Origin of the sequence: Allobosea sp. R86505, assembly GCF_042466375.1 — a bacterium.
Lineage (GTDB): Bacteria > Pseudomonadota > Alphaproteobacteria > Rhizobiales > Beijerinckiaceae > Allobosea.
In genome coordinates this window covers 520174-544897 of record NZ_JAXHPY010000001.1, presented here as the reverse complement: position 1 = coordinate 544897, position 24724 = coordinate 520174, and the positions used below count along the sequence as shown (strand labels likewise).

22 protein-coding genes are annotated in these 24724 nt (G+C 65.0%); 16 read left to right on the top strand and 6 right to left on the bottom strand.

The genetic code is table 11. The features are described from left to right. Positions 1-9 precede the first annotated feature (9 nt). A complete protein-coding gene (locus tag SJY11_RS02635) occupies positions 10-357 on the bottom strand; it encodes a hypothetical protein (RefSeq protein WP_376984906.1) in 348 nt (115 codons plus the stop codon). A gap of 721 nt (positions 358-1078) precedes the next feature. On the opposite strand from SJY11_RS02635, the gene katG reads away from it, so the two are divergent. The 6 genes from katG (at position 1079) to SJY11_RS02605 (ending at position 9344) form a co-directional block, all read left to right on the top strand. Next, positions 1079-3325 (top strand): catalase/peroxidase HPI, encoded by a 2247-nt coding sequence (gene katG / locus SJY11_RS02630; protein ID WP_376989234.1) that lies wholly within the window; start codon positions 1079-1081, stop codon positions 3323-3325. Between the two features lie 150 nt (positions 3326-3475). After that, on the top strand, positions 3476-4144 hold the full coding sequence (locus tag SJY11_RS02625) for a nucleotide exchange factor GrpE (protein ID WP_376984905.1): 669 nt from the start codon (positions 3476-3478) through the stop codon (positions 4142-4144). Positions 4145-4317: 173 nt separating this feature from the next. After that, positions 4318-6225, top strand: a complete 1908-nt coding sequence (dnaK, locus tag SJY11_RS02620; RefSeq protein WP_376984904.1) for a molecular chaperone DnaK — start codon at positions 4318-4320, stop codon at positions 6223-6225. Positions 6226-6312: 87 nt separating this feature from the next. Beyond that, positions 6313-6480, top strand: coding sequence for a hypothetical protein (locus SJY11_RS02615; protein ID WP_376984903.1), 168 nt, complete (start codon positions 6313-6315; stop codon positions 6478-6480). A 386-nt stretch (positions 6481-6866) separates the two neighbouring features. Next, positions 6867-7904 (top strand): zinc-dependent alcohol dehydrogenase family protein, encoded by a 1038-nt coding sequence (locus tag SJY11_RS02610; protein ID WP_376989233.1) that lies wholly within the window; start codon positions 6867-6869, stop codon positions 7902-7904. 57 nt (positions 7905-7961) lie between these two features. Further along, positions 7962-9344, top strand: a complete 1383-nt coding sequence (locus tag SJY11_RS02605) for an NAD-dependent succinate-semialdehyde dehydrogenase (protein ID WP_376984902.1) — start codon at positions 7962-7964, stop codon at positions 9342-9344. Between the two features lie 89 nt (positions 9345-9433). On the opposite strand, the gene SJY11_RS02600 is transcribed toward SJY11_RS02605, so the two are convergent. Together SJY11_RS02600 and SJY11_RS02595 are read right to left on the bottom strand one after the other, a co-directional pair. After that, a complete protein-coding gene (locus SJY11_RS02600) occupies positions 9434-9778 on the bottom strand; it encodes a hypothetical protein (RefSeq protein WP_376984901.1) in 345 nt (114 codons plus the stop codon). A gap of 98 nt (positions 9779-9876) precedes the next feature. After that, the gene (locus SJY11_RS02595) at positions 9877-10266 is read right to left on the bottom strand and encodes a PRC-barrel domain-containing protein (RefSeq protein ID WP_376984900.1); all 390 of its coding nucleotides are present in this window, start codon (positions 10264-10266) and stop codon (positions 9877-9879) included. 79 nt (positions 10267-10345) lie between these two features. On the opposite strand from SJY11_RS02595, the gene SJY11_RS02590 reads away from it, so the two are divergent. The 9 genes from SJY11_RS02590 (at position 10346) to SJY11_RS02550 (ending at position 18545) form a co-directional block, all read left to right on the top strand. Next, the gene (locus tag SJY11_RS02590) at positions 10346-11335 is read left to right on the top strand and encodes a BON domain-containing protein (RefSeq protein WP_376984899.1); all 990 of its coding nucleotides are present in this window, start codon (positions 10346-10348) and stop codon (positions 11333-11335) included. Between the two features lie 77 nt (positions 11336-11412). Continuing rightward, positions 11413-12948 carry an NAD(P)H-hydrate dehydratase gene (locus SJY11_RS02585; protein WP_376984898.1) on the top strand — a complete coding sequence of 512 codons (1536 nt, stop codon included), beginning with the start codon at positions 11413-11415 and terminating at the stop codon, positions 12946-12948. Continuing rightward, positions 12936-13919 carry a zinc-dependent alcohol dehydrogenase family protein gene (locus SJY11_RS02580; protein ID WP_376984897.1) on the top strand — a complete coding sequence of 328 codons (984 nt, stop codon included), beginning with the start codon at positions 12936-12938 and terminating at the stop codon, positions 13917-13919. Before SJY11_RS02585 ends, SJY11_RS02580 begins: the two co-directional genes overlap by 13 nt. Before the next feature lie 155 nt (positions 13920-14074). After that, positions 14075-15109, top strand: coding sequence for an alcohol dehydrogenase AdhP (gene adhP / locus SJY11_RS02575; protein WP_376984896.1), 1035 nt, complete (start codon positions 14075-14077; stop codon positions 15107-15109). Positions 15110-15160: 51 nt separating this feature from the next. Further along, positions 15161-16039: an aldo/keto reductase gene (locus SJY11_RS02570; protein WP_376984895.1), complete on the top strand. Its 879-nt coding sequence runs from the start codon at positions 15161-15163 to the stop codon at positions 16037-16039. 4 nt (positions 16040-16043) lie between these two features. Next, positions 16044-16745 carry a VIT1/CCC1 transporter family protein gene (locus tag SJY11_RS02565; protein ID WP_376984894.1) on the top strand — a complete coding sequence of 234 codons (702 nt, stop codon included), beginning with the start codon at positions 16044-16046 and terminating at the stop codon, positions 16743-16745. Positions 16746-16854: 109 nt separating this feature from the next. After that, positions 16855-17598 carry an ABC transporter ATP-binding protein gene (locus SJY11_RS02560; protein WP_376989232.1) on the top strand — a complete coding sequence of 248 codons (744 nt, stop codon included), beginning with the start codon at positions 16855-16857 and terminating at the stop codon, positions 17596-17598. A 141-nt stretch (positions 17599-17739) separates the two neighbouring features. Next, positions 17740-18150, top strand: a complete 411-nt coding sequence (locus SJY11_RS02555; RefSeq protein WP_376984893.1) for a c-type cytochrome — start codon at positions 17740-17742, stop codon at positions 18148-18150. Further along, the gene (locus tag SJY11_RS02550) at positions 18147-18545 is read left to right on the top strand and encodes a c-type cytochrome (protein WP_376984892.1); all 399 of its coding nucleotides are present in this window, start codon (positions 18147-18149) and stop codon (positions 18543-18545) included. Before SJY11_RS02555 ends, SJY11_RS02550 begins: the two co-directional genes overlap by 4 nt. A gap of 120 nt (positions 18546-18665) precedes the next feature. Here the strand turns inward: SJY11_RS02550 and SJY11_RS02545 are convergent, their stop codons facing one another. The 3 genes from SJY11_RS02545 to SJY11_RS02535 form a co-directional block, all read right to left on the bottom strand. Further along, the gene (locus SJY11_RS02545; RefSeq protein WP_376984891.1) at positions 18666-19277 is read right to left on the bottom strand and encodes a hypothetical protein; all 612 of its coding nucleotides are present in this window, start codon (positions 19275-19277) and stop codon (positions 18666-18668) included. 152 nt (positions 19278-19429) lie between these two features. Then, positions 19430-19804 carry a response regulator gene (locus tag SJY11_RS02540; protein ID WP_376984890.1) on the bottom strand — a complete coding sequence of 125 codons (375 nt, stop codon included), beginning with the start codon at positions 19802-19804 and terminating at the stop codon, positions 19430-19432. A gap of 290 nt (positions 19805-20094) precedes the next feature. Then, positions 20095-20337 carry a hypothetical protein gene (locus SJY11_RS02535; protein WP_376984889.1) on the bottom strand — a complete coding sequence of 81 codons (243 nt, stop codon included), beginning with the start codon at positions 20335-20337 and terminating at the stop codon, positions 20095-20097. Between the two features lie 49 nt (positions 20338-20386). On the opposite strand from SJY11_RS02535, the gene SJY11_RS02530 reads away from it, so the two are divergent. Then, positions 20387-24601 (top strand): CheR family methyltransferase, encoded by a 4215-nt coding sequence (locus tag SJY11_RS02530; protein ID WP_376984888.1) that lies wholly within the window; start codon positions 20387-20389, stop codon positions 24599-24601. The last annotated feature ends 123 nt before the right edge of the window (positions 24602-24724 follow it).

The window sequence follows — 24724 nt, the reverse complement described above, 5'->3', positions numbered from 1 at the left end:
GGGCTGCTTTCATCGATCAAAACGAGAGGGAGACCGACCGCGTGACGAGAGACCGGTCGAATTCTTGGAGGCGGCGCCGTCGTCGGTCTCTTGGTCGGGGGTGATGTTGGAGGCGCTGATCGTGCCGAAGCCCGTTGCCAGCAGGCAATTGCAGATGGAGCAAGAACCGGCCGCGGCCCGCACGCGCCTCTGCTCGACGGTCGTCGCATCCATTGGGGGGCGCTGCGCCGCTTCGCGCACGGGCATGGCCGAGCGATGGGCATCGACGCCGAACCCTGCGAGCGCGAGCACACCCGATGCAACCACTCCGGACCAGAAGGTTCTTGTTTGCAAACCGGAAAACCCTGCCTGTCTCAAGGTGGTATCGCCGCTTGCTCCAATGAGTAGAGCGCCAATGGATATGCGTTTATGATTTGAACGTATCTGGCCAGGAAACCTCTCAGAAGCCTCGGAAAGTACTCAGAACGACTCCGTCTCACCAATTTGCATCGCGCTCAGCGACAGAGCCAATGGGTCGCTTATTGTCGACACGTGATGGGTTCACTGGGGCATTGGGCGGCCTCGGGCCGATGGCGCGTTCGCTGTAGACCTGCCGGACTTCATCGTTCCCCGACCAGTTAAAGATTTTCATTTGCCGGCAAGGCGCGGCGCTCGTCATGACCGCTGATGGGCCGGCGGCAGAGAGCCTCGATCGTGATCGCGAAGGTCAGGCAGCCAGCTTCATCGACGATCTGCGCCGGGTGACTGCGAGCCGAGTTCTTTCGGCAACGATGGGTATTTTCCGAGCCTCGTAGCCTGCGCGAAGCCGGGCTAATTTCCGCTCACTGACGCCTGCGAAGGCTTATCCAATCGTCTCGCGATGCCGCTCGCCGACGCCAACGTCCCGCCGTGGGCCATCCGCGTCTCCCCTCACCCGCATTCGCGCTTGAGCGTCCCCCAAAAAGTCTCGCTCAATTTTAGAGGGACGGGGCAGCGCCGCAGGCGATCGCCGGCGTCTTCAGTGCGCTTGGATCCAGTCGAAAAGGACTTCGTCGTGCTCAAGATCCAGAACGATAAAACCAACACCCAAAGCCACGATATGACCGGAAAATGCCCGTTCGGCGGCGATCGCATCGGAGGCGCATTGGGCACGCCTCCAGGTCTTTCGGACTGGTATCCTGACCGGCTCAAGGTCGAACTCCTGCATCGGAATGGCCTGGGGACCAATCCGCTCGGCGACCATTTCGATTATGCGAGTGCATTCAACGCCATCGACTTTGCGGCGCTCAAGCGCGACATCAAATCATTCCTGACGTCCTCGGTTGCATGGTGGCCATCCGACTACGGCAATTACGGGCCGCAGATGATCCGTATGGCGTGGCACGCCTCTGGGACCTACCGGATCGCCGACGGCCGTGGCGGTGCGGGACAGGCACTGCAGCGTTTCGCGCCGATCAGTAGTTGGTGGGACAATGGCAACACCGACAAGTCACGTCGCCTGATCTGGCCGATCAAGCAGAAATACGGCGACGGGCTGTCATGGGCCGATCTGATGATCCTGACCGGGAATTGCAGCCTGGAGATCATGGGATTCCCGACATACGGGTTCGCAGGCGGCCGACGCGATGCGTGGGAGGCCGATACAAGCACCTATTGGGGCCCCGAGATCTGGGACCCAAAGCATGCGTCCTCCGACAGCATGGTGCAGCGTGACAAGCGCTGGCGCGGCGTGAATGGCGATCCTGACTACGACCTGGAAAATCCGTTATCCGCGAGCCATCAGGCGCTGATTTACGTCAACCCCGAAGGCCCCTACGGAAAAGGCGATCCCATGGGATCGGCCCGCGATATCCGTATAACCTTCACGCGCATGGCCATGAACGACGAAGAGACCGTTGCGCTGATTGCCGGCGGTCACGCCTTCGGCAAAAGCCATGGCATGGTCGCAGCCGCCGAAGTCGGACCGCCGCCCGAAATCGCACCGATCGAAGCGATGGGCCTTGGCTGGCAAAACCTGCACGGCACTGGCTTCGCCCAGTATACGATGACCAACGGCATCGAAGGGAGTTGGACGCCCGATCCCACGCGATGGGACAACAGCTATCTGGAAAACCTGCTCAAGTTTGAATGGAAGCAGACAAGGAGCCCAGCCGGCGCGCTGCAGTGGACGCCGACCGATCTCGGCGCGCCCATGACACCTGACGCGCATATGGCCGGTGCGATGAACCCGCTGATGATGATGACCAGCGACATCGCGCTCAAGACAGATCCCGCCTATCGCGCGATCTGCGAGAAGTTCTTGCTCGATTTCGATGCGCTAACCCAGGCCTTTTCCAAGGCGTGGTACAAGCTGACCCATCGCGACATGGGTCCGCGGGAGCGGTATCTCGGCCCTGAGACGAGGTCTGAAAGCGACCTGATGTGGCAGGATCCCATACCGCCCCGCGAGCACGACCTGATCACGCCGGACGATGTCGCGGCGCTGAAGCAGCTGATCATCGCGACGGGCATCTCGGTTTCTGACCTGGTCTTTACGGCGTTTTCGTCCGCCGCCACCTACCGCGACAGTGACAAGCGCGGCGGCGCCAACGGAGGGCGCCTTGCCCTGGCACCGCAGAAGGATTGGGTGGTCAACCAGCGCACCGTGCCCATTGTCGCTGCTCTGCGCCGCATAAGGGACGGGTTCAACCAGACCAGAACCAACAACACCGAGGTCTCTCTGGCCGACCTCATCGTGATGGGCGGCTGCGTGGCGGTTGAGAAGGCTGCGTCTGATGCCGGTGTCGATGTCGTGGTGCCGTTCACAGCGGGTCGTCGCGACACGACGCAGGAACTCACCGACATCGAGATGTTTGATTGGCTGAAACCCGTCGTCGATGGGTTCCGCAATTATGCTGACGAGCAGCTCGCTGAGATCGCGCAACATGTGGCGCCCGAGGAGCTGTTTCTGGACAAGGCGCAGTTGCTGACCCTGACCGCACCGGAATGGGTGGCGCTGGTTGGGGGGATGAGGGCTATGGGTTCGAACTATGACGGGTCGGCCAATGGCATTTTCACCGACACGGTCGGCGTGCTGACCACCGACTTCTTCACCGTGCTGACCAGCATGGACTTTGAATGGAAGAAGCTCGACGAGAAGGGGATGAGCTTTTCTCTCGACGATCGAGAGACCGGCGAACCCCGTTTCACGGCGACGCGCAGCGACCTCATCTTCGGCTCCAACAGTCAACTTCGCGCCGTTGCCGAGGTTTATGCGAGCGACGGCGGACATGCGCGATTTGTCCGGGATTTCGTGAGAGTCTGGGACAAGATCATGATGCTCGACCGGTTCGATGTTCGCATCTGAATTGATAGCGGGGATCGGCAGACGTCTCGCGACCATCATCTGCGGTGAGTACTTTCCGATGCTCTCGCAGGGTGTTGCGACAGCATATGATCTCGCTCGACATCGCAACGAGACACACGATCCGGTTGACGATGACGCTGACGACCGAGTGTGTCGGCGTGTTGTCGTCTGCGCGGGTTCCTTGATCTGACGTGCTGCCGCTCGGCAGGACGTACTCGCAATGAGGACCGGGCCGCTTGCTCGGCACGCAACCGCATGACTTCGCCTGACGACACAGCGACTCCTTCGGCCGGTCCGGACGCCGAAGCGCCCGATGACGCTGACCCTCAGTCTGCGGTCGCCGAATTCCGCGACCGCTGGATGCGGGCTGAGGCCGAGATCGCCAATGTGAGATCGCGCGCGAAGCGCGATGTCGATGACGCCCGGCAATATGCCGTGCAGAAGTTTGCGACCGACGTCGTCGAAGGCGTCGAGAACCTGCATCGCGGCCTGGAAAGCCTGCCGCAGTCGCGAACGGGCGAGCCTGATCTCCTCGCCAGCCTGCGAACGGGGTTCGAGGGCATCGAACGCAATTTCCTGTCCGTCCTGGCGCGACATGGCGTCAGACGCGAGGATGTCGCGGTCGGCGCGGCCTTCGATCCCGAGCGTCAGCAGGCGATGTCGGAGCAGGACTCCACGACCGCCGCGCCTGGCACCATCCTCCATGTACTGACCGCCGGTTGGACGTTGAACGGGCGATTGCTGCGACCTGCGATGGTGATCGTCGCCAAGGCCAGCCAGCCCGGTACCGACCGGTCGCATCGGATGAGCTCTGCCTGACCGACTGCCAGGCCGCGCGCAAAACGCAAGCGTCGCGCGACCGTGCCTCGGCAATCTCCGGCCGGCAAACGCGTGACGAAAGCCTTCGCGCAGCGCTGTTCCGTGCCGTTTTGTCCAATCCCATCGACCGGCCAGCGCCGGCCTCACCCCAACCAACAGGAGCAGGCTGCATCATGGGCAAGATCATCGGCATCGACCTCGGCACCACGAACTCCTGCGTCGCCATCTTGGAAGCCGGCGACCCGCGCGTCATCGAGAACGCCGAGGGGGCCCGCACGACACCCAGCATGGTCGCGTTTTCGAGCACCGGCGAACGCCTCGTCGGCCAGTCCGCGAAGCGCCAAGCCGTCACCAATCCCACGAACACCCTCTACGCGATCAAGCGTCTGATCGGCCGCCGCTTCGACGATCCGCTCGTCGGCAAGGACAAGGCGCTGGTCCCCTACGAGATCGTTCGCGCCGGCAATGGCGACGCCTGGGTGAAGGCGCGTGGCGAGCAGTACTCGCCGAGCCAGGTAAGCGCCTTCATCCTCGGTAAGATGAAGGAAACGGCGGAGGCCTATCTCGGCGAACCCGTTACGCAAGCCGTGATCACCGTTCCCGCCTATTTCAACGACAGCCAGCGCCAGGCCACGAAGGACGCCGGCAAGATCGCCGGACTCGAAGTGCTGCGCATCATCAATGAGCCGACGGCGGCAGCCCTGGCCTACGGCCTCGACAAGAAGAAGACCGGCACCGTCGCCGTCTACGACCTCGGCGGCGGCACCTTCGACGTGTCGATCCTCGAGATCGGCGACGGCGTCTTCGAGGTGAAGTCGACCAATGGCGACACGTTTCTTGGCGGCGAGGACTTCGACAACCGCGTGATCGAATACCTGGCCAGCGAATTTCAGAACACGCAGGGCATCAACCTGCGGACGGACAAGCTCGCTTTGCAACGCCTGAAAGAGGCCGCCGAGAAGGCCAAGATCGAGCTCTCCTCGACCATGGAGACCGAGATCAATCTACCGTTCATCACAGCAGATGCGGCTGGTCCCAAGCACCTCGCGATGAAGCTGACGCGGGCCAAGCTAGAAAGCCTCGTCGAGGATCTGATCGCCCGCACGATCGAACCGTGCCGCGCGGCCTTGAAGGATGCCGGGGTCGCGGCCGACGCGATAGATGACGTCATCCTCGTGGGCGGCATGACCCGCATGCCGAAGGTGATCGAGAGCGTGAAGCGCTTCTTCGGCAAGGAGCCAGCGCGCAACGTCAATCCCGACGAGGTGGTCGCCATCGGCGCCGCCGTTCAGGGCGCGGTGCTCAAGGGCGACGTCAAGGACGTGCTGCTGCTCGACGTGACCCCGCTCTCGCTCGGCATAGAGACGCTGGGCGGCGTGTTCACCCGCCTGATTGAGCGCAACACGACGGTTCCGACCAAGAAGAGCCAGATCTTCTCCACGGCCGACGACAACCAGGCCGCCGTGACCATCAAGGTGCTCCAGGGCGAACGGGAGATGGCGTCCGACAACAAGATGCTCGGCAATTTCGACCTGACGAGCATACCGCCGGCGCCGCGCGGCGTGCCCCAGATCGAGGTGACCTTCGATATCGACGCCAACGGCATCGTTTCGGTCACCGCCAAAGACAAGGCGACCGGCAAGGAGCAGCAGATCAAGATCCAGGGCAGCGGCGGGCTCTCCGACGCCGACATCCAGCGCATGGTCAAGGAGGCCGAGGCCAATTCCGACGCCGACAAGAAGCGCCGCAGCTTCATCGAGGCTAAAAACCATGCCGATGCGCAGTTGCACGCCGCCGAAAAGACGCTGGCCGAGCATGGCGCCCATATCAGCCAGCAGGCGCGCAGTGCGGTCGACGCGGCGATGACAGCCGTTCGTGCAGCGATGGAGGGCACGGACACCGCCGGCCTGACGGAGGCCACCGAAGCGCTCGGCGCAGCTGCGATCAAGATCGCCTCGGCTGCCGCAAAGCCTCAGCCCGGCACGGCTGGCCAGGCTGCTGGAGCCGGACACCCCAACTCCGACGAGACCGTTGTCGACGCCGACTTCGAAGAAGTCGGAACGACGAAAAAATCGGCCTGAGGCCACCCACCATCACGGCCAGAGCGATGACCCGATCCCTCGGGTCATCGCATCTTTCTGCGCGTTACAGGAAACAGGACTTCGATCATGTCAGTCGCTTCCGAATCCCCGCCAGTCGGCCTGCGCCACATCCATCTCGCACTGGCGCCAGAGACGGGTCACCCCGATGGTGAACGCGGCCATGGCTACGATCTTCTGGCGCCTCTGACGCAAGACGGGCGCCTCGATCCGGCCCAATGGACGATTGATCGCTAGGCATGCCGCGTGCGTCGGTTCCGTCCCGACGAGGCCGGTGGTGCCCGGCGTTCCCATGTCCCTGCCGGCGAAGGATCGTCCTTCCGACCGCGGAAACCTTCGCGACGGTAGCCGCCGACTGTGGCGGGCCGGTAGGCTCGGAAGATACCAAGAGCGCCGCCCAGCGGCTTCTGCAGCGCCGGTCCCGTCGGGGATCGGACCGCGGCACCGCAGAGCGATCATGTGCGGCGGGTCGCTGACCCCGCTCAGCCACCCGCTTGGGTAGTTTCCGAGGCTGTCGAACGCGCAGAGTCTAGCTCAGCCTGCGCCCGTGGATGGGATCTTCATGTCGGAGCCCGTCACCCCGTCGAGGACTGACGATGAACGCTTTGGCGAAGATCACGACGATGAAGGCTCTGGTCTATCATGGACCGGGCAAGAAGGCGTTCGAGGACCATGCCCGACCCCAGATCGCCGCACCCACCGACGCGATCGTCAAGATCACGCGGACGACCATCTGCGGCACCGACCTGCACATCCTCAAGGGCGACCTGCCGAGCTGCCAGCCCGGCCGCATCCTCGGCCATGAGGGCGTCGGCGTGATCGACAGCGTCGGGTCCGGCGTCACCGCCTTCAAGGTCGGCGACCGAGTCCTGATCTCCTGCGTCAGCGCCTGCGGCCGCTGCGAGTTCTGCCGAAAAGGCATGTTCTCCCACTGCACCACAGGCGGCTGGATCCTCGGCAACACCATCGATGGCACCCAGGCGGAGTATGTCCGCACGCCGCATGCCGACACCAGCCTCTATCCGATCCCCGAGGGGGCCGACGAAGAGGCGCTGGTGATGCTCAGCGATATCCTCCCCACTGGCTTCGAATGCGGCGTGCTCAACGGCAAGGTCCAGCCCGGCGCGACGCTCGCCATCGTCGGCGCGGGTCCGATCGGGCTTGCCGCCCTGTTGACCGCACAGTTCTACTCGCCCGGAGAGATCATCATGATCGATCTCGACGACAACCGGCTGGAGATCGCCAAGCGCTTCGGCGCGACGCAGACCATCAACAGCAGCAATGGCAAGGCCGTCGAGACCCTGATGTCGCTGACCGAGGGCCGCGGCGTCGATACCGCGATCGAGGCGGTCGGCATCCCCGCGACCTTCGAGCTCTGCGAGGAGATCGTCGCGGCGGGTGGAGTGATCGCCAATGTCGGCGTCCATGGCGTGCCGGTCGCCCTGCATCTTGAGCGCCTGTGGGACCGCAACATCAGCATCACCACGCGGCTCGTGGACACCGTCAGCACGCCGATGCTGCTCAAGGTTCTCAAGGCGCAGAAGATCGACCCGACCCTGCTGATCACGCACCGCTTCAAGCTCGCCGACATCCTCGACGCCTACGACACCTTCGCCAATGCGGCGAAGACCAAGGCGCTGAAGGTCATCATCGAGGCCTGACCGGCGGGCCACCGCCCCGTGGCGGGCTCCGGACAACGACATGCCAAAGGACACCTCATGACCTATCAGAGCATCAACCCGTTCAGCGGGGTTGCGGTAGCATCCTTCGACGACATGACCGACGCGGCACTCGACAAGGCGATCGCAACCGCCGCGGCCTGTTTCGAAACCTGGCGCGGGCGCAGCTACGCGCAGCGGGCCGTGATCATCGCGAAGGCCTCGGCGCTGCTGCATGCCCAGGCGGACACGCTGGCGAAGACGATGACGCGGGAGATGGGCAAGCGCATCGGCGAGGCTCGCGCCGAGGTCGAATTCAGCGCCCGCATCATGGCCTACTACGCCGAGAACGCCGAGCGCTTCCTCGCACCCGTGAAGCTCCACCCGACGGTCGGCGAGGCGCATATGGAGAGCAGCCCGATCGGCGTGATCTTCGGCGTTGAGCCGTGGAATTTCCCCTATTATCAGCTCGCCCGCATCGCCGGCCCGCATCTGATGGCTGGCAATGTCCTCGTCGTGAAACATGCCGGCATCGTGCCGCAATGCGCAATCGCCTTCGAAAAGCTGCTGATCGAGGCCGGCGCGCCCGTCGGCCTCTACACCAACCTGCTGATCTCGCATGCTCAGTCCGACAAGGTCATCGACGATCCCCGCGTCAAGGGCGTCTGCCTGACCGGCAGCGTCGCGGCCGGCCAGAGCGTCGCCGCCAGGGCCGGCCGCAACCTGAAGATCTCCTCCATGGAACTGGGCGGCAGCGACGCCTTCATCGTCCTGGAGGATGCCGATCTCGATCGCACCATCCCCTGGGCGGTTTGGGGGCGGATGTACAACACCGGCCAGACCTGCTGCGCCGCCAAGCGATTCATCGTCGTCGAGTCCCTCGCCGATGCGTTCCTGGCCCGGTTCAAGGCGGCCCTCGAGGCCTTAAAGGCCGGCGACCCGATGCAGGCGACGACGACGCTCGGCCCGCTCTCCAGCGAGGCGGCGCTGGTTCAGTTGCTGGCACAGGTAAAGCTCGCGACCGACAAGGGCGCGACGCTGGTCACAGGCGGCAAGCGCATCGACCGGCAGGGCTCCTATATGGAGCCCACCATCCTGACCGATATCGAGCCCGGCAACCCGGCCTACCGCGACGAATTCTTCGGCCCGGTCGCCATGTTCTTCCGCGTCAAGGACGAGGACGAGGCCATCGCGCTCGCCAACGATTCCGATTTCGGTCTGGGCGGTTCCGTCTGGTGCCAGGACGTCGCACGCGGCCAGCGCGTCGCCAGCCGGGTCGAGACCGGGATGATGTTCGTCAACAACATCGACTGGTCCGACGCCGAGCTGCCCTTCGGCGGCATCAAGAACTCAGGCTACGGCCGCGAGCTCGGCGACATGGGCATCCAGCAGTTCGTCAACAAGAAGCTGGTCCGCACCGCCGCGATGCCGGCGCCGGTCTGACGCGCAACGCCCTGACCGCCGACGCGACGCGTCGGCGGTCAGGGCTTTACGGTCGCGGTTCTCGCCGGACGATGACCCCAAGGCGGGGTCTATTCCGGCAGACCCCAACCTTTACGGTTCTCCATCGCATCCGTGCCGAGCCCCAGGCCCTTGCCGGCTTGGGTCTTGCCGGTCGATCCACCCAAGTCGAACCCGCCCCGGTCGACCGGCTCCTCGTCACGCGACGGTGCCGCATCACCTGCCTGCGGCGAGGGACTTGCCGGGGCGGCGATCGTTGCCGCTTCAGGCGATGGCCGGTGATTGGACGGGTTGTCGATGTATTCGTCGATCTGCACGCCCTTCCCGTCGAGCCCCTGGCCGGGCGGCCGCTGCGCCTTGTCGCGGTTGCTCAGGATCGCGTCCTTTCGCACAGTCTCGTCGTCGAGTTCGGTCATGGCGCCGGTTCCGCTGCTCTGTCCTGCGGGCATGGGCTTGCTCCTCTTTCTGGCGCAGCCGGCAGGGCCCGCATGGCGGAACCCTGCCGGCGCCGGGGTCAGTAGGTGTAGGCGTAGTTCGGCAGGGCCTTCAGCGAATCCTTGCTGGCGCCACGCAGCATCATGCGGCCGTCGACGACGTCGAGCGCGGAGGCCGGCACCACGATGTTGTGCGTGCCCATGCCGAGAAATCCGCCCACCGACAGAACGGCGTAGGGAACGCTGTCCTTGGATGTGACGATCAGGTCATCGACCTTGCCGATCTCTTCCTTGGCCTCGTTGTAGACGGTGCTGCCGACGACCTTGGTCGAGCGGTAGCCGGTGGCCAGCGTAATCGGGTTGACCTCCATCAGCGAGACGGTCTGCTTGGCGCCCTGCGCGAAGGCGGGCATGGCGACCGAGGCGAGCAGAAGCGCGGCTGCGGCGAAGAATGTGGTCGAGCGTGTCATGGCGTGTCTTTCATCAGGGAGGATCGCGGGACCGAGACCTGTCGGGCGCTCAACGCGACCGTGTTGCGAGGCTCGATCGGTGAGTGCCTTCAGGCGCGGTCGTCCACGAAGCAGAAGGCTTCAAGGCATCGCGCAATCTCAAAGCGACGAAGCAAGGCTATCGCTCTTTGTCAGGAGCGAAACAGGATCGGAAACTACTCAGCGGCCCAGCGACCGATCATGGCGCAATCGTCCCGACCCCCCAGATGACGATCTACTTCACGATGAGGCCGATGTTCAGCGGGCCAGCAAGCTCTGGCGCGTCGCATACGTTTCGATTTGGGTGTTTTCCGAAGCTATCGAGCCACCCCCGTGCTCCGTAACGATGACCGCGATGACGCCTTCCGACGTCGTCCTCAGCATCGCAACACCGGAGAGCGACATGTCCAAAGACACCGTCCTGAAGCAGGCCATCCTCGATGAATTGCAGTGGGAGCCGAGCGTGAATGCGGCCCATATCGGCGTCACCGCCCGCGACGGCGTGGTCACCCTCACGGGCCATGTCGAGAGCTACGCTGAAAAGTTCGCGGCCGAGAAGGCCACGCGGCGGGTCAACGACGTCAAGGCGGTCGCCGAGGAAATCGAGGTCAAGCTGCCCTTCAGCGTCAAGCATGGCGATGAGGAAATCGCTGCCGCTGCCGTTGATCGCCTGAAGTGGGATTCGAGCATCCCGGCCGGCGCCGTCAAGGTGAAAGTCGAAAAGGGCTGGGTCACGCTGACCGGTCAGATCGACTGGCACTACCAGGCGGCAACCGCCGTGAGCACCATTCGCGGCCTCTGGGGCGTCATCGGCGTGTCGGACCAGATCACCGTCAAGCCCAAGCCGAACACCACGGCCATTCGCGAGAACATCATCAAGGCGCTCGACAGGTCCTGGTTCGATCCCGCCAGCATCAACGTGACCGCGCAGGGCGGCGAGGTGAAGCTGACCGGCACTGTCAACAGCTGGTACGAGCGCGACGAAGCTGGCTCCGCCGCCTGGGCTGCGCCCGGGACGACGTCGGTCGACAACGAGATCCACGTCAACTGATCGACCGTGAACGCATCTCCCGCCGGCGATCCGCCGGCGGGAGATTGCGGTTGGCTGCGGATAGGCGCGAGATCGTCATGGCTGAGGCCCCAACCGTCGAGACAAACCCTGCGCCGCTGTTGCCCATGGGCACGGCGCTGCTCGACGTAACCCAGATGGGCGAGGCCGACCGTCTGACGGTCGAAGCCGGGCTGTCGGGCATCATGATGATGGAGAATGCGGGGGCCTCGGTCGCGCGCGCGATCCTGGCGCGCTGGACCCCCTGCCCCGTCCTCGTTCTATGCGGCCCCGGCAACAATGGCGGCGACGGCTTCGTGGCCGCACGCCATCTTCAGGATGCCGGCTGGACTGTGCGCGTGGCTCTACTGGGCGCGCGCGAGGACCTGAGAGGCGAAGCGGCTTATCATGCAGAGCGCTGGGCTGGCGGCGTCGAGCCGCTGACTCCCGCCGCGCTCGACGGCGCGGAGCTGGTCGTGGATGCGGTCTTCGGGGCGGGGCTGAGCCGGGCCGTCCAGGGGCCCGCTGCCCAGACGCTGGCGGCCTTGGCAAGCAGCGGCCTGCCGGTCGTCGCCGTCGACATCCCCAGCGGCGTCATGGGAAACACCGGCGAGGATCTCGGCGCCGTTGCGGCCGCTTTGACCGTGACATTCTTCCGCAAGAAGCCCGGCCATCTGCTGTTGCCGGGCCGCAGTCTCTGCGGCGAGGTGGTGGTGGCCGATATCGGGACCCCGCTCGCGGTGCTGACGACAATCCGGCCCGATACCTTCGAGAATGATCCGGCCCTCTGGCTGGCGCAGCTTCCGCGGCCCGGCAGCGGCAGCAACAAATACCTGCGCGGACATGCGCTGATCTCGGGCGGCTATCCGATGACGGGCGCCGCCCGCATGGCGGCACGGGCCGCAGCACGGATCGGCGCCGGCCTGACCACGATCGCCGTCCCCGAGATCGCCCTGCCGATCTATGCGGCCGCCCTGACCAGCATCATGGTCCAGCCGATCGACACAGCGGCCGCGTTCGATCACCTGCTCACCGATCAACGCATTTCCGCTTTCTTGATCGGACCGGGCGCTGGCGTCGGTGACGGGACGAAGGCGCGGGCCAACTCCATCCTGGCGACGGGACGTGCGACGGTGCTCGACGCCGACGCGATCACATCATTTCAAGGCGATGTCGACGGGCTCGCCGCGGCGATCGTCGGGCCCTGCGTGATGACACCTCACGAGGGCGAGTTCTTGCGCCTGTTCGCGCAGAGCGGCGACAAGCTCATGCGGGCACGGGCAGCGGCGCGGCGCAGCGGCGCGGTCATCGTTGTGAAAGGGGCCGATACCGTGATCGCGGCGCCCGACGGGCGGGCCATCGTCAATGCGAATGCCCCGCCGACTTTGGCGACCGCGGGCGCGGGCGATGTTCTCAGCGGCATCGTGCTCGGTCTGCTCGCCCAGGGGATGGACCCGTTTCTGGCCGCAGCCGCCGCTGTCTGGCTGCATGGCGCAGCCGCCGCAGCCTTTGGGCCTGGCCTTCTCGCCGAGGATCTGCCGGACCTTCTTCCGGCGGTTCTTCAAGGTCTCGATCCGGGAAGCACTGCAAAGAGGCGCGCACCATGCAGGCCATGATCCTGAACCGTCTCAAGACGCCGCTGGTCTGGACGACATTGCCCGACCGGGAGCCCGCGCCCGGGCAGATCCGCGTCAGGGTGACGGCCTGTGGCGTCTGCCGGACGGATCTGCATGTCGTCGATGGCGAGTTGCCGCGCCCGCTGCTGCCGATCATCCCCGGACACGAGATCGTCGGCAGGATCGACGCGCTCGGCTCCGGGGTGGTCGGGCTGAGCCTCGGAGAACGCGTCGGAATCCCCTGGCTCGGCCACACCTGCGGCACCTGCCCCTATTGCCGCATGAACCGCGAAAACCTCTGCGACCATCCCGTTTTCACCGGCTTCACGCGCGATGGCGGCTTCGCGACGGCCGCGATCGCCGATGCGCGTTTCGCCTTCCCGCTCGGAGAAGCCGGAACCGACGTCTCCCTCGCCCCTCTGCTCTGTGCCGGTCTGATCGGCTGGCGGTCCCTGGCGATCGCCGGCGACGGCCGGAAGCTGGGTCTCTACGGTTTTGGCGCCGCGGCCCACATCATCGCGCAGGTCGCACGATGGCAGGGGCGCTCGGTCTACGCCTTCACCCGGCCCGGCGACGCCGCGACGCAGGCCTTCGCCCGCTCGCTCGGCGCCGTCTGGGCTGGAGGCTCCGACGAGAGGCCGGCGGATCTGCTGGACGCCGCCATCATCTTCGCGCCGGTGGGAGACCTCGTCCCGCTGGCGCTGAAGGCCGTCCGCAAGGGCGGGCGCGTCGTCTGTGCCGGCATCCATATGAGCGACATCCCCGCCTTTCCCTATGCCCTGCTATGGGAGGAGCGGCAGCTGATGTCCGTCGCCAATCTCACGCGCCAGGACGGCATCGACTTCCTGCGCCAGGTGCCGGAGATGGGCATCGTCACGCGCACCACCACCTATCGCCTCGAGGATGCCAACGCGGCGCTGGCCGATCTGCGCGCCGGCCGCTTCGAGGGCGCGGCCGTCCTGGTGCCGTGACCGCTGCGCCAGGCGCCCGTCGCACGCCTGCGTAGTTTCCGGGGCTGCCCGTGCCGATGCGGCGCTGATCTTGTGAGCCACGAATGGCGGTCGCCCCGCCCTCGCCCGATGGCGCCCCACCCGATCGCCGCCCCTCACAAGCACAGGAACCTGCCATGGCCGCCAAGATGCACGCCGCTGTTGTTGAGCTGTTCGGCAAGCCCCTGGCGTTCCGGGAGGTCGCCGTTCCGACGCCGGGACCGGGCCAGATCCTGGTCAAGACCGAGGCCTGCGGCGTCTGCCATACCGACCTCCACGCCGCCCATGGCGACTGGCCGCTGAAGCCGACCCTGCCCTTCATTCCGGGCCATGAGGGCATCGGCCGCGTCGAGGCGGTGGGCGCCGGCGTCACGATCGTCAAGGAGGGCGACCGGGTCGGCGTGCCCTGGCTCTATTCGGCCTGCGGCCATTGCGAGCATTGCCTCTCCGCATGGGAGACGGTCTGCGGCGAGGCGGAGTTCGGCGGCTATACGAAGAATGGCGGCTTCGCCGAATACATCCTCGCCGACCCGAACTACGTCGCCCATATTCCCGATGGGCTGACGCCGCAGCAGGCCGCCCCGCTGATCTGCGCGGGCATCACCACCTACAAGGGCATCAAGGTCTCCGATGCGCGTCCGGGCGAATGGATCGCCATTTCCGGCGCCGGCGGCCTCGGCCATCTCGCGATCCAGTACGCCAAGGCCATGGGCCTGCAGGTCTGCGCGGTTGATATCGACGACGGCAAGCTCAACCACGCCAGGCGGCTCGGCGCCGATCTCGTCGTCAACGCGAAGTCGCCCGATGCCGTCGAGGCGATCCGTACCGGCACCGGCGGCGGCGCCCACGGCGTTCTGATCACCGCGCCTTCGCTGAGCGCCTTCAAGCAGGGCATCGCCATGGCCCGCAAGCGCGGCACCTGCGTGCTCGTCGGCCTGCCCCCGGGGGAGTTTCCGGTTCCGCTCTTCGACGTGGTCGCCAATTGCATCACGATCCGCGGCTCCTTCGTCGGCACCCGCGAGGACATGGCCGAGGCGCTCGCCTTTGCTGCCGACGGCAGGGTCAAGGCCGACATCGAACTGCAGCCACTATCGGCGATCAACACGGTCTTCGACCGGCTGGAGCAGGGCGACGTGCCCTCCCGCGTCGTGCTGGACTTCGCCGCGGGCTGAACGAAGCGGCGACGCAAACGTCTCCCGGCATCTCCTTCAAGGACAAGCGACATGAGCAAACCCGATGCCGGCCAATCCGGCACCTTCAAGATCGGCAGCGAATTCACGATCAACCGCCTCGGCTTCGGTGCGATGCGGCTGACCGGAAAAGGCATCTGGGACCGGCCCGATGATCGGGACGAATGCCTGGCCACCCTCAAGCGCCTGCCCGAGCTTGGTGTGAACTTTATCGACACGGCCGATTCCTATGGACCCGACGTGTCCGAACATCTGATCCACAAGGCGCTTCACCCCTATGGCGACGTCCTCGTCGCCACCAAGGCCGGCATGGTGCGCGGCGGCCCCGACATCTGGCAGCCGCTCGGCCGGCCCGACTATCTGCGCCAGCAGGCCCTGATGAGCCTGCGCTTCCTCGGTGTCGAGCAGATCGGGCTGTGGCAGCTGCACCGGATCGACAAGAACGTGCCGCGCGACGAGCAGTTCGGCGCGATCAAGGCGCTGCTCGACGACGGGCTGATCCGTCATGCCGGCTTGAGCGAGGTTTCGGTCGAGGACATCGAGGCGGCTCGCAAGGTGTTCCCCGTCTCCACCGTCCAGAACCGCTATAACCTGACCGACCGGACGAGCGAGGCCGTGCTGGCCTATTGCGAGACGCACGGCATCGGCTTCATCCCCTGGTATCCGCTGGCCGCCGGCGAGCTCGAAAAGCCGGGATCGCTACTGGACGGCATCGCCAAGGCCCATCACGCCAAACCCGGACAGATCGCCCTGGCCTGGCTGCTGAAGCGCAGCGCCGTCATGCTGCCGATCCCGGGCACGTCGCGCGTCGCCCATCTGGAGGAGAACGTCGCCGCAGCCGACATCACCCTTTCCGCGGAGGATTTTGCGGCGCTGGATGCGGCCGGCAAAGCCGTCTTCGAAAAGCACTGATCGCATGACCCGCCTCAAGCTTCATCGCGAGCGGCATGTGATCGGACGCCTCGGTTGGCTGCGCGCTGCCGTGCTCGGCGCCAATGACGGCGTGCTCTCGACATCAAGCCTGATCATCGGCGTTGCCAGCGCGCAAGGCACCGCACAGGCGATCCTGATCGCCGGCGTGTCAGGCATGGTCGCCGGCGCCATGTCGATGGCGGCGGGCGAGTATGTTTCGGTCAGTTCGCAGGCTGATTCAGAAAATGCCGATCTCGCGCGTGAACGGCAGGAACTGCATGACGACCCGGCGGGTGAGCGCGCAGAACTGATTGCTATCTATATCGACCGGGGACTGGATCATCGCCTCGCCGTCGAGGTCGCCACATCCCTGATGAAGCATGATCCGCTGGGCGCGCATGCCCGCGACGAACTGGGGCTGTCCACCGCAACCACTGCACGTCCCGTCCAGGCTGCACTCTCCTCGGCGGCTGCCTTTGCGGTGGGCGCCGTCGTGCCCGTCGCCATCGCTCTCCTTGCGCCAGGGCGGCTTCTGGTCGCGGCGGTTTCGATCGCTTCTCTCGTCTTTCTGGCCGTGCTGGGCGCCGTCGGCGCCAGGGTTGGCGGAGCGCCGATGGGCATTGCCGCGCTGCGCGTGACCTTCTGGGGCGCGTTCGCGATGGCCGTCACGGCCGGCATCGGCGCCCTGTTTGGAACCCACCTCTGATGAGCACGCTCGCCGAGGTGGCGGCACGTAGCGCCAAATCTGGCCTACCGACCGCCATCAAGGCCGGTGGCCCAGTCGTCGATCAAGAGCTGGCTGCGCCGCCATCGCCATCGGCGTGCACGATCTCGTTGTCGGCTTCGGCGACACCGTCATCCTCGATCACCTCGATCTCGACGTCTATCGCGGCGAGATCCTGGGCGTGATCGGCGCCTCGGGCTCGGGAAAATCGGTTCTCACCCGCGCCATCCTGGGCCTCCTGCCCAAGCGCGCAGGACAGATCGAGATCTTTGGCGAGGACGTCGACACGATCTCGCCAGACGCGAAGCGGCTGCTGGAACACAAATGCGGCGTGATGTTTCAAAACGGCGCGCTGTTCTCGGCGCTGACGGTGAAGGACAACATCAAATTCCCGATGCGCGAGCACCTGCATCTATCCGACGGGCTTCTCGACGAGATGGCGATGCTGAAGATCGAGATGGTGGGACTGCCAGCCGACGCCGCCGACAAATCGCCATCTGAGCTGTCGGGAGGCATGACCAAGCGTGCAGCGCTCGCCCGCGCGTTGGCGCTCGACCCGCAGATCATCTTCCTCGACGAGCCAACCTCGGGGCTGGATCCGATCGGCGCCGCGGAGTTCGACGTCCTGATCGGCAGTCTGCACAACACCCTAGACATGACCGTGTTCATGGTCACCCACGACGTCGACAGCCTGCATCAGATCTGCGACCGGGTCGCGGCGATCGGAGATGGGCGGGTGATTGCCGCCGGCACGATCGCGGCGATGCTCGCCTCAAACAACCCCTGGCTACATGCATATTTCAATGGTGTGCGCGGACGGTCCGGGGCCGCCTGACGACGCGGGGCACGAAGAATGTCCATCGGCTCCGAAGCGGCTAGGGCGGCCGAAGCCTGTCTCCCGGTTTCAGTAGCACTGCGTAGTTTCCGACTCTCGCGTCGGTTTTATCGACGGCCTACCCTACCGCTTGATCGCGCCATGACAGAGAAAGCGCCGTTTGAGATGACGCCTGGTCAAACATTTCGGCGAGGCGGCATCATCCTCGTGACGGCTTTTGCGCCCCTGGTCGCGAGCGTCCCTAGCAGTGCCATGCCAGCCGATGCGCAGCGGCCCGACAATATCGAAAGCGCCGAGATCGGCCGCATGGTGGCGCAGCGCCATTGCAGCAGCTGCCATGCCATCGGACGCGAGGGCGAGAGCCCCAATCCGAAGTCACCCCGGTTTCCGCTGATCGCTGAACGCTACCGGAACGACAATCCGGCGCCTGTCCTGATCGACGGGACCGTCGTCAGGCATCCGGGAATGCCCGAGTTCCAGCTCATCGAAAACGAGACCGATGGCCTCGTCGCCTATATCCGGCGCATCTCGCGAAAATGGACGCCAAAATGACAGGATCGAAGGCGCACGGTTTCCTGCGCTTCGTTTGGTCGCGCCGTGCAGCGCCGGGCCCGCGCTCGTGGCGCATCGGTCACCCGGCCGCACTCGCGTTTGCGATCATGACCTCCATGAGCATAGCCCATCACTGCCACGCGCAGGCCCTGGGGCCAGCGCAAACCGGCCGCGCTCTTGCCGAAAGCCTCTGCACGGCGTGCCACCGGATTGGTGCCTACGACAGGGACAGCTCCAGGATGCCGCCGGATTTCGGTGCCGTCGCCGCGATGCCATCGATGACCGAGACGTCGCTTCGGGTCTTCCTCCGCACCCCCCATGGCGAGATGCCGCGCTACCAGTTCAGCACATCGGAGATGGATGACTTGATCGCTTATCTGCAGAGCCTTCGATAGCGCCGACGCCGCAGCGATTCTGGCCGCGCCAACGAACCCAGTTGACGACGTTGCCGTCATTCCCTGCTGTCCCGTCTGAGCGTCGAACAGGGTGACGCCCATGCGCAGTTGCATCGCGCGCTAATTGCCTTTCTCGGGATCGACAGCCGCATCGGCCTTCAGCGCAGCGCGAAAGGCGTCGAGCCTGGCTCGATAGCCTTCGGCATCACCATATTCGAGGAAATCGTAGTAGCGGCGATGGGGGTCGCTGATCTTCAGCGCATGCTTGATCGGGCACCAGTACTGCTCGGTCCGGGCCCCGATTTCCCTGACATAGGCGACGACGCCGTTTGAATAACCGCAATAGAGGCAGTTCAGCACCTCGATCCAGTTGAGGTAGCTCAGATGGCGCCTGTCGAGATTGATGTAGTCGCTCCGGCTGACGCGCGGAATGCCATAAACCCGGAAACAGACCGCCTGGTAGAGGCTCGCCCAGGCATCGAGCAAGACCATCGGCAGAATGAGCGAATAGATCACAGGCGCACTCAGGATGGTCGCCAGGGGCGATTTGCCAAGGAAGCTCCTGACCGTCATGCGCAGACGGCGATTCTCGATGGCGATACCGTGCTCGAAGGCGACGAGGCGCTTCTTGACGCTCCAGCCAAGGGCCTTCCGGCGCGTTTCGATCTCGCGGTCCAGTTCGGTCTGGAGGCGCACGATCTCGCTCGCCAGTTCTCGCATGCGGTCCGTCATGGCCGTGTGGCTCCCGTGTCTGGCGTGAGGCGCCTTATGGCATGGATCACGCGGCACAGGGGGCGGGAGCGATATGTGGACCAACGATACGGTGCGCCTTGGCGCGACTGCATGTTCCCCGACCCTGTCGGAGCATGCGCGATCCCGGCAGATCAGGGCTTTGTACGCTCCTGAGCCTTGCTGAGCGCCTTGTTGACGGCGCGCAACAGATCGGCTTCGTGGAACGGCTTCTGGAGCACGATCGCCTCGGGATCCAGCACCGTCTTCGTCAGCCGGTCGCCGCTCATGAAGACATGCGGAACGAAGCCTTCCGCAAGGATTGCGGACACGGCCGTGAATCCGCTGCCCTGCCGCAGACGGGCATCGACGATCATGACGTCGGGTCGATGCCGGGCGGCTTCCTGGATCGCGTCACTCTCTGTCGAAGCGATGTCGGCCACATCGTAGCCCTGCTCAGTCAGAACTTCCGCGAGAAGCATGGCGATGATGGGTTCGTCCTCGATGATGAGAACCCGGAGCTTTGTCATGACGTGGAGCGTTCCAATCGAAATCGCGACGGCGAGCCCGTCACATTCAAGGCCTCCGACGCTCAGGCCGGCACCAGGTCTCCGCGCCGGCGATGGACCGCTGCCGCGAGGCCATTGCCGGGGTGGGCGAACGACGACGCACCTAAGCATGAAAACGAGTAAATCGTCGCCTGTTCGCTCACTTGATTTGAATCAACCTCGTAATCCTGTTCCATGCCAGGATGTTTTCGACCTTGAAATTCATGTTAACATCATAAAATTGGCCTCATAAGGCTCGGAATTTACTTAAACTAAAATTGATCAAATCGCAGCTCCAGCGGCGCGAATTGACGACTGGGCCGGCGCGAATACGTCACCATCCCTGCAGCGGGACGGTTTTTCTCCATGGCATCGCTTTGAAGCATGCCGGAAAGCGTTATCTCCATGCCGACCGCCGCGCCTCCAAACGACCAGGCGCATGGACGTTCTCCCAAGGGCGCACCGGCCGCGCCGAGCCAAACCGCCCGCGCGCAGGGCCCGATCGTGGTCGCCATCGGTGCCTCCGCAGGCGGGCTCGAGGCCTGCCGGAGACTGCTCGACGCGATGCCTGACACCGATGGCCTGGCCTTCATCCTGGTTCAACATCTCGATCCCCATCATCCCAGCCTGATTGCGGAATTGCTGTCGTCGCACACGTCGCTGACGGTGCAGGAGGCGCGAGAGGGCGTTCGCCTGGAGCGCGGCCATCTCTATGTCATCGCCCCGGGCACTTCGCTTACGGTGGTTGCCGGCGCGCTCAGCGTCTCGCCCCCCCTCCAGCGCCATGGCGCGCGGCTGCCCTTCGACGGTCTGCTCCAGTCTCTCGCAAAGGAGTACGGTGCGCGCTGCATCGCTATCGTTCTGTCGGGGACAGGAGGCGATGGCAGCATCGGGCTGCAGGCGGTCAAATCGGCGGGCGGCGTCGTCTTCGCGCAGGATCCGCAGGAAGCCGCCTATGACGGCATGCCGCGCAGCGCCATCGCGACGGGCGGCGTCGACCGCACCCTCCGGGTCGCTGAGATGCCGGACGCGCTGCTGGAGACCGCCCGAAAGATCCATGACGATCCGGCCATGATGGAGCGCCTGGCGACCGATCAGGAGCAGGGCTGGCTGTCGGACGTGGTTGCCCTCCTCAAGACCCACACGCGACATGATTTCACATTCTACAAGCCCGGCACGCTGCTGCGCCGGATCGAACGCCGCCGTGGGCTGACGGGCGTCGCCGATGGCGGGATGCCTTCCTATCTCGAACGCCTCGGCCATGATGGGGCGGAACGCGACCGGCTCGCTTCGGATCTCCTCATCAATGTCACCAGCTTCTTCCGCGACGCCAAGACATTCGCGCTGCTGGCCGAGACGACCATCCCCGAGATGGTCAGCAAACAGCCGGTGGACCGGCCCCTGCGAATCTGGATCGCCGGATGCAGCACCGGCGAGGAGGCCTATTCGCTGGCCATGCTGTTTCGCGAGCAGGTCACAGCAGCGAAAAGCAACGTTAAGCTGCAGTTCTTTGCCTCCGACGTCGATGCCGACGCGGTCCTGAGCGCCCAGGAAGGGCTCTATCCGAACACCATCGCCGACACCGTCTCGCCTGAGCGCCTGGCGCGGTTCTTCAAGAAAGAGGGGCAGAACTATCGGGTTTCGCCCGAACTGCGCGCCATGGTCGTCTTCACGGTTCAGGATCTGCTGGCCGATCCGCCCTTCTCGCGGCTCGACATGATCTCATGCCGCAACGTGCTGATCTATCTCCAGGTCGAAGCACAGGCCAAAATCCTCGCCCTGTTTCACTTCGCCTTGCGCGAGGGCGGGACCCTTCTGCTCGGCGGCGCGGAGACCGTCAGCCCGGCGGAGGGCCGCTTCGCTGTCGTCGCCAAGGCCCAGCGACTCTATCGCCACATCGGCCGCAGCGATCCGGGCGATACGCGCTTTTCGGGCGCGGCGGGCGACGCCATCCGCATCCCGCCCCGGATCGGCCAAGGCTCCGCAGCCTCGCGTCAAAGCGCGCTGGCCGAACTGTGCAAGCGTGCGGTGATCGAAGCCTATGCGCCTGCAGCGGTGCTGATCGATGGCGCCCAGGAGTGCCTTTACAGCCTGGGACCGACGGAGCGCTATCTCCATGTCGTTCCGGGCCATCCCAGCCATGATCTCCTCGCGATGGTCCCGGAGGGTATCAGGGTCAGGCTGCGAGCCGCGATCCACAAAGCGACGCAGGACGACGCCGTGGTGAGGCTCGACGGCATCCGGACGCGGCGCGGCGGTCGCAGCGATCCCTTCGACATCGTTGTCAGGCCACTGCGTTACGAGGGCGAGGCGGTCTTCCTGGTCTCCTTTATCGACACGCCCAAACCAGATGAGGCGGCGGCATCGCTTGCGGCTTCGCCGGAGCCATCACGCCTCGGCGATCTCGAACAGGAGCTCGATGCAACGAGGGCTGAACTCAAGGACGCCATCCGCAACCTCGAGATATCGAGCGAGGAGCAGCGCGCCATCAATGAGGAGGCACTCTCGGTCAACGAGGAGTTCCAGTCGACCAATGAGGAGCTGCTGACCTCGAAGGAGGAGCTGCAGTCCCTGAACGAGGAACTGACCGCCCTCAACGGCCAGCTTCAGGAAACCCTCGAACGCCAGCGCACAACCTCGGACGACCTGCAGAACGTGCTCTACAGCACCGACGTCGCCACCGTCTTCCTCGATCGCGATCTGAGGATCAGGTTCTTCACCCCCGCAACGAAAGCGCTTTTCAGGATCATCCCAAGCGATGTCGGTCGGCCGCTCGATGATCTGAATTCGCTGGCGACGGACGGTTCGTTGGCGGTCGACGCCCGCACCGTGTTGCAGACCCTGGCGCCGCTGGAGCGGCGCATCGAGGCGCGCGACGGCGTCTGGTTCGTGCGCCGCATCATGCCCTACCGCGCTCACGACAACAGCGTCGAAGGCGTCGTCATCACCTTTACCGATATCACCGAGCAGAAGAAGGCCGCGCGCGCCCTCGACGATGCGCGCAAGCAGGCAGAACGCGCCAATGTCGCGAAATCGCGCTTCCTCGCCGCGGCCAGCCACGATCTGCGCCAGCCCCTGCAGGGTCTGGCATTGTTGCAGGGACTGCTGGCCAAGATCGTCGAGGGCGACAAGGCCCGGACGCTGGTCGCAAGGCTCAGCGACACGGTGGATGCGATGTCGGGCATGCTCAACACCCTGCTCGACATCAACCAGATCGAGGCCGGAACCGTCCATGCCGAGATCGCCGACTTCCCGCTCAAGGATCTGTTTGACCGTCTGCGGGAGGAGTTTGCCTACCACGCCGAGGCTCAGGGGCTCGTCCTTAAGGTGGTGTCGTCGAGCCTTTTGGTTCGTAGTGACGCCCACCTCCTGGAGCAGATGATCCGCAACCTGCTCTCCAATGCGCTGAAATACACCAAGACAGGCAAGATCCTGCTCGGCTGCAAACGGCGCCACGGCAAGCTCAGTCTAGAGATCTGGGACACCGGCATCGGAATTCCTGAGCATGAGCTGAGTGCGATTTTTGACGAGTATCACCAGCTCGACAACGCCGCCCGGCAGCGCAGCCTCGGCCTGGGCCTGGGGCTTTCGATCGTCCAGCGGCTTGGCGGGCTGCTCGGCCATACGGTCAGCGTGCGCTCGAAACACGGCAAGGGATCGGTGTTTTCCATCGAGCTGGCCCTGCTTCGCCCGGCGGCCCGACCGCCTGCCGCTGCCGAGAGGCATTCCGGCACGATGGTCGATGTTGCCGCCGGCCCCCACCGCACCGGGACCGTGCTGCTGATCGAGGACGATCCCGAACTACGTGACCTGCTCGAACTCTTGCTGACGGGTGAGGGTCACCGGGTTCTCGCAGCGGCCGACGGCATGGCCGCGCTGGCTCTCATGACGAGCGGCGCCTCTCGCCCCGATGTCATTTTGTCGGATTTCAATCTGCCGCAAGGCATGGACGGCTTGGAGACCGCCGCCAGGCTGCGCGCGCGCGATCATCGCGAAACCCCGGTGATCATCCTCACTGGCGACATTTCGACCGAAACGCTGCGGGCCATCAACCAGTTGAACTGCACGCACCTGAACAAGCCGGTCAAGGCCGAGGAGGTCACCCAAGCGATCCAGGCCATCCTCGCGAGGGTCACCGCACCTGCGGCCCTTCCGAATGCGGCTCTGGAAACGAATGACGAGAGCCCCGACGTCTTCATCGTCGACGATGATGACGGGATCCGGGACGCCCTGCGCCTCGTGCTGGAAGACGCTGGGCATCGCGTGTCGGCCCATGCCAGCTGCGAGGGCTTCCTTGCCGCCTATCGGCCCGGCGCGGGCGGTTGCCTTCTGGTCGACGCTTATCTCCCCGGCATGACCGGGCTGCAGTTGCTGGCCCATCTCAACGATCAGGGGCATCACCTGCCCGCGATCATGATCACCGGCAACAGCGATGTCGCCATGGCCGTGGAGGCGATGAAGACCGGCGCGTCGGACTTCATCGAAAAGCCGGTCAGCGGAGACGAACTTCTGGCCAGCGTCACGCGCGCGATCGAGCAGTCCCGCGACTCCAGCCAGCGCGCGGCCTGGAAGGCGGACGCGGCCAGAAGCCTGGCCAGCCTCACCGCGCGCCAGCGCGAAATCATGGAACTCGTTCTAGCGGGCCATCCCAACAAGAACATCGCGGCGGATCTCGGCATCAGCCAGCGCACGGTCGAGAACCACCGCGCCTCGATCATGCACAAGACGGCGTCCAAATCCCTGCCCGCCCTGGCGCGGCTGGCCCTGGCCGCAAGCTAGGCGATCGCGCCCGGAAGGGCTCGGCAGCAGTTTCGTCTCCAAGGCGGCTCCGCATCATCCTGACTGCGTAGTTTCCGACGCTGGCGGCGCTCTCCGTCGCCCTCCACCGTCCCGCGACCATCG

Coding starts and splice junctions, on each gene's coding strand:
- SJY11_RS02555 (WP_376984893.1), top strand. CDS start 17,740: ATGACAGAGAAAGCGCCGTTTGAGATGACGCCTGGTCAAACATTTCGG.
- SJY11_RS02595 (WP_376984900.1), bottom strand. CDS start 10,266: ATGACACGCTCGACCACATTCTTCGCCGCAGCCGCGCTTCTGCTCGCC.
- adhP (WP_376984896.1), top strand. CDS start 14,075: ATGGCCGCCAAGATGCACGCCGCTGTTGTTGAGCTGTTCGGCAAGCCC.
- SJY11_RS02550 (WP_376984892.1), top strand. CDS start 18,147: ATGACAGGATCGAAGGCGCACGGTTTCCTGCGCTTCGTTTGGTCGCGC.
- SJY11_RS02615 (WP_376984903.1), top strand. CDS start 6,313: ATGTCAGTCGCTTCCGAATCCCCGCCAGTCGGCCTGCGCCACATCCAT.
- SJY11_RS02535 (WP_376984889.1), bottom strand. CDS start 20,337: ATGGCGACCACGATCGGGCCCTGCGCGCGGGCGGTTTGGCTCGGCGCG.
- SJY11_RS02600 (WP_376984901.1), bottom strand. CDS start 9,778: ATGACCGAACTCGACGACGAGACTGTGCGAAAGGACGCGATCCTGAGC.
- SJY11_RS02540 (WP_376984890.1), bottom strand. CDS start 19,804: ATGACAAAGCTCCGGGTTCTCATCATCGAGGACGAACCCATCATCGCC.
- SJY11_RS02565 (WP_376984894.1), top strand. CDS start 16,044: ATGACCCGCCTCAAGCTTCATCGCGAGCGGCATGTGATCGGACGCCTC.
- katG (WP_376989234.1), top strand. CDS start 1,079: ATGACCGGAAAATGCCCGTTCGGCGGCGATCGCATCGGAGGCGCATTG.
- SJY11_RS02585 (WP_376984898.1), top strand. CDS start 11,413: ATGGCTGAGGCCCCAACCGTCGAGACAAACCCTGCGCCGCTGTTGCCC.
- SJY11_RS02530 (WP_376984888.1), top strand. CDS start 20,387: ATGCCTGACACCGATGGCCTGGCCTTCATCCTGGTTCAACATCTCGAT.
- SJY11_RS02545 (WP_376984891.1), bottom strand. CDS start 19,277: ATGACGGACCGCATGCGAGAACTGGCGAGCGAGATCGTGCGCCTCCAG.
- SJY11_RS02580 (WP_376984897.1), top strand. CDS start 12,936: ATGCAGGCCATGATCCTGAACCGTCTCAAGACGCCGCTGGTCTGGACG.
- dnaK (WP_376984904.1), top strand. CDS start 4,318: ATGGGCAAGATCATCGGCATCGACCTCGGCACCACGAACTCCTGCGTC.
- SJY11_RS02605 (WP_376984902.1), top strand. CDS start 7,962: ATGACCTATCAGAGCATCAACCCGTTCAGCGGGGTTGCGGTAGCATCC.
- SJY11_RS02610 (WP_376989233.1), top strand. CDS start 6,867: ATGAAGGCTCTGGTCTATCATGGACCGGGCAAGAAGGCGTTCGAGGAC.
- SJY11_RS02570 (WP_376984895.1), top strand. CDS start 15,161: ATGAGCAAACCCGATGCCGGCCAATCCGGCACCTTCAAGATCGGCAGC.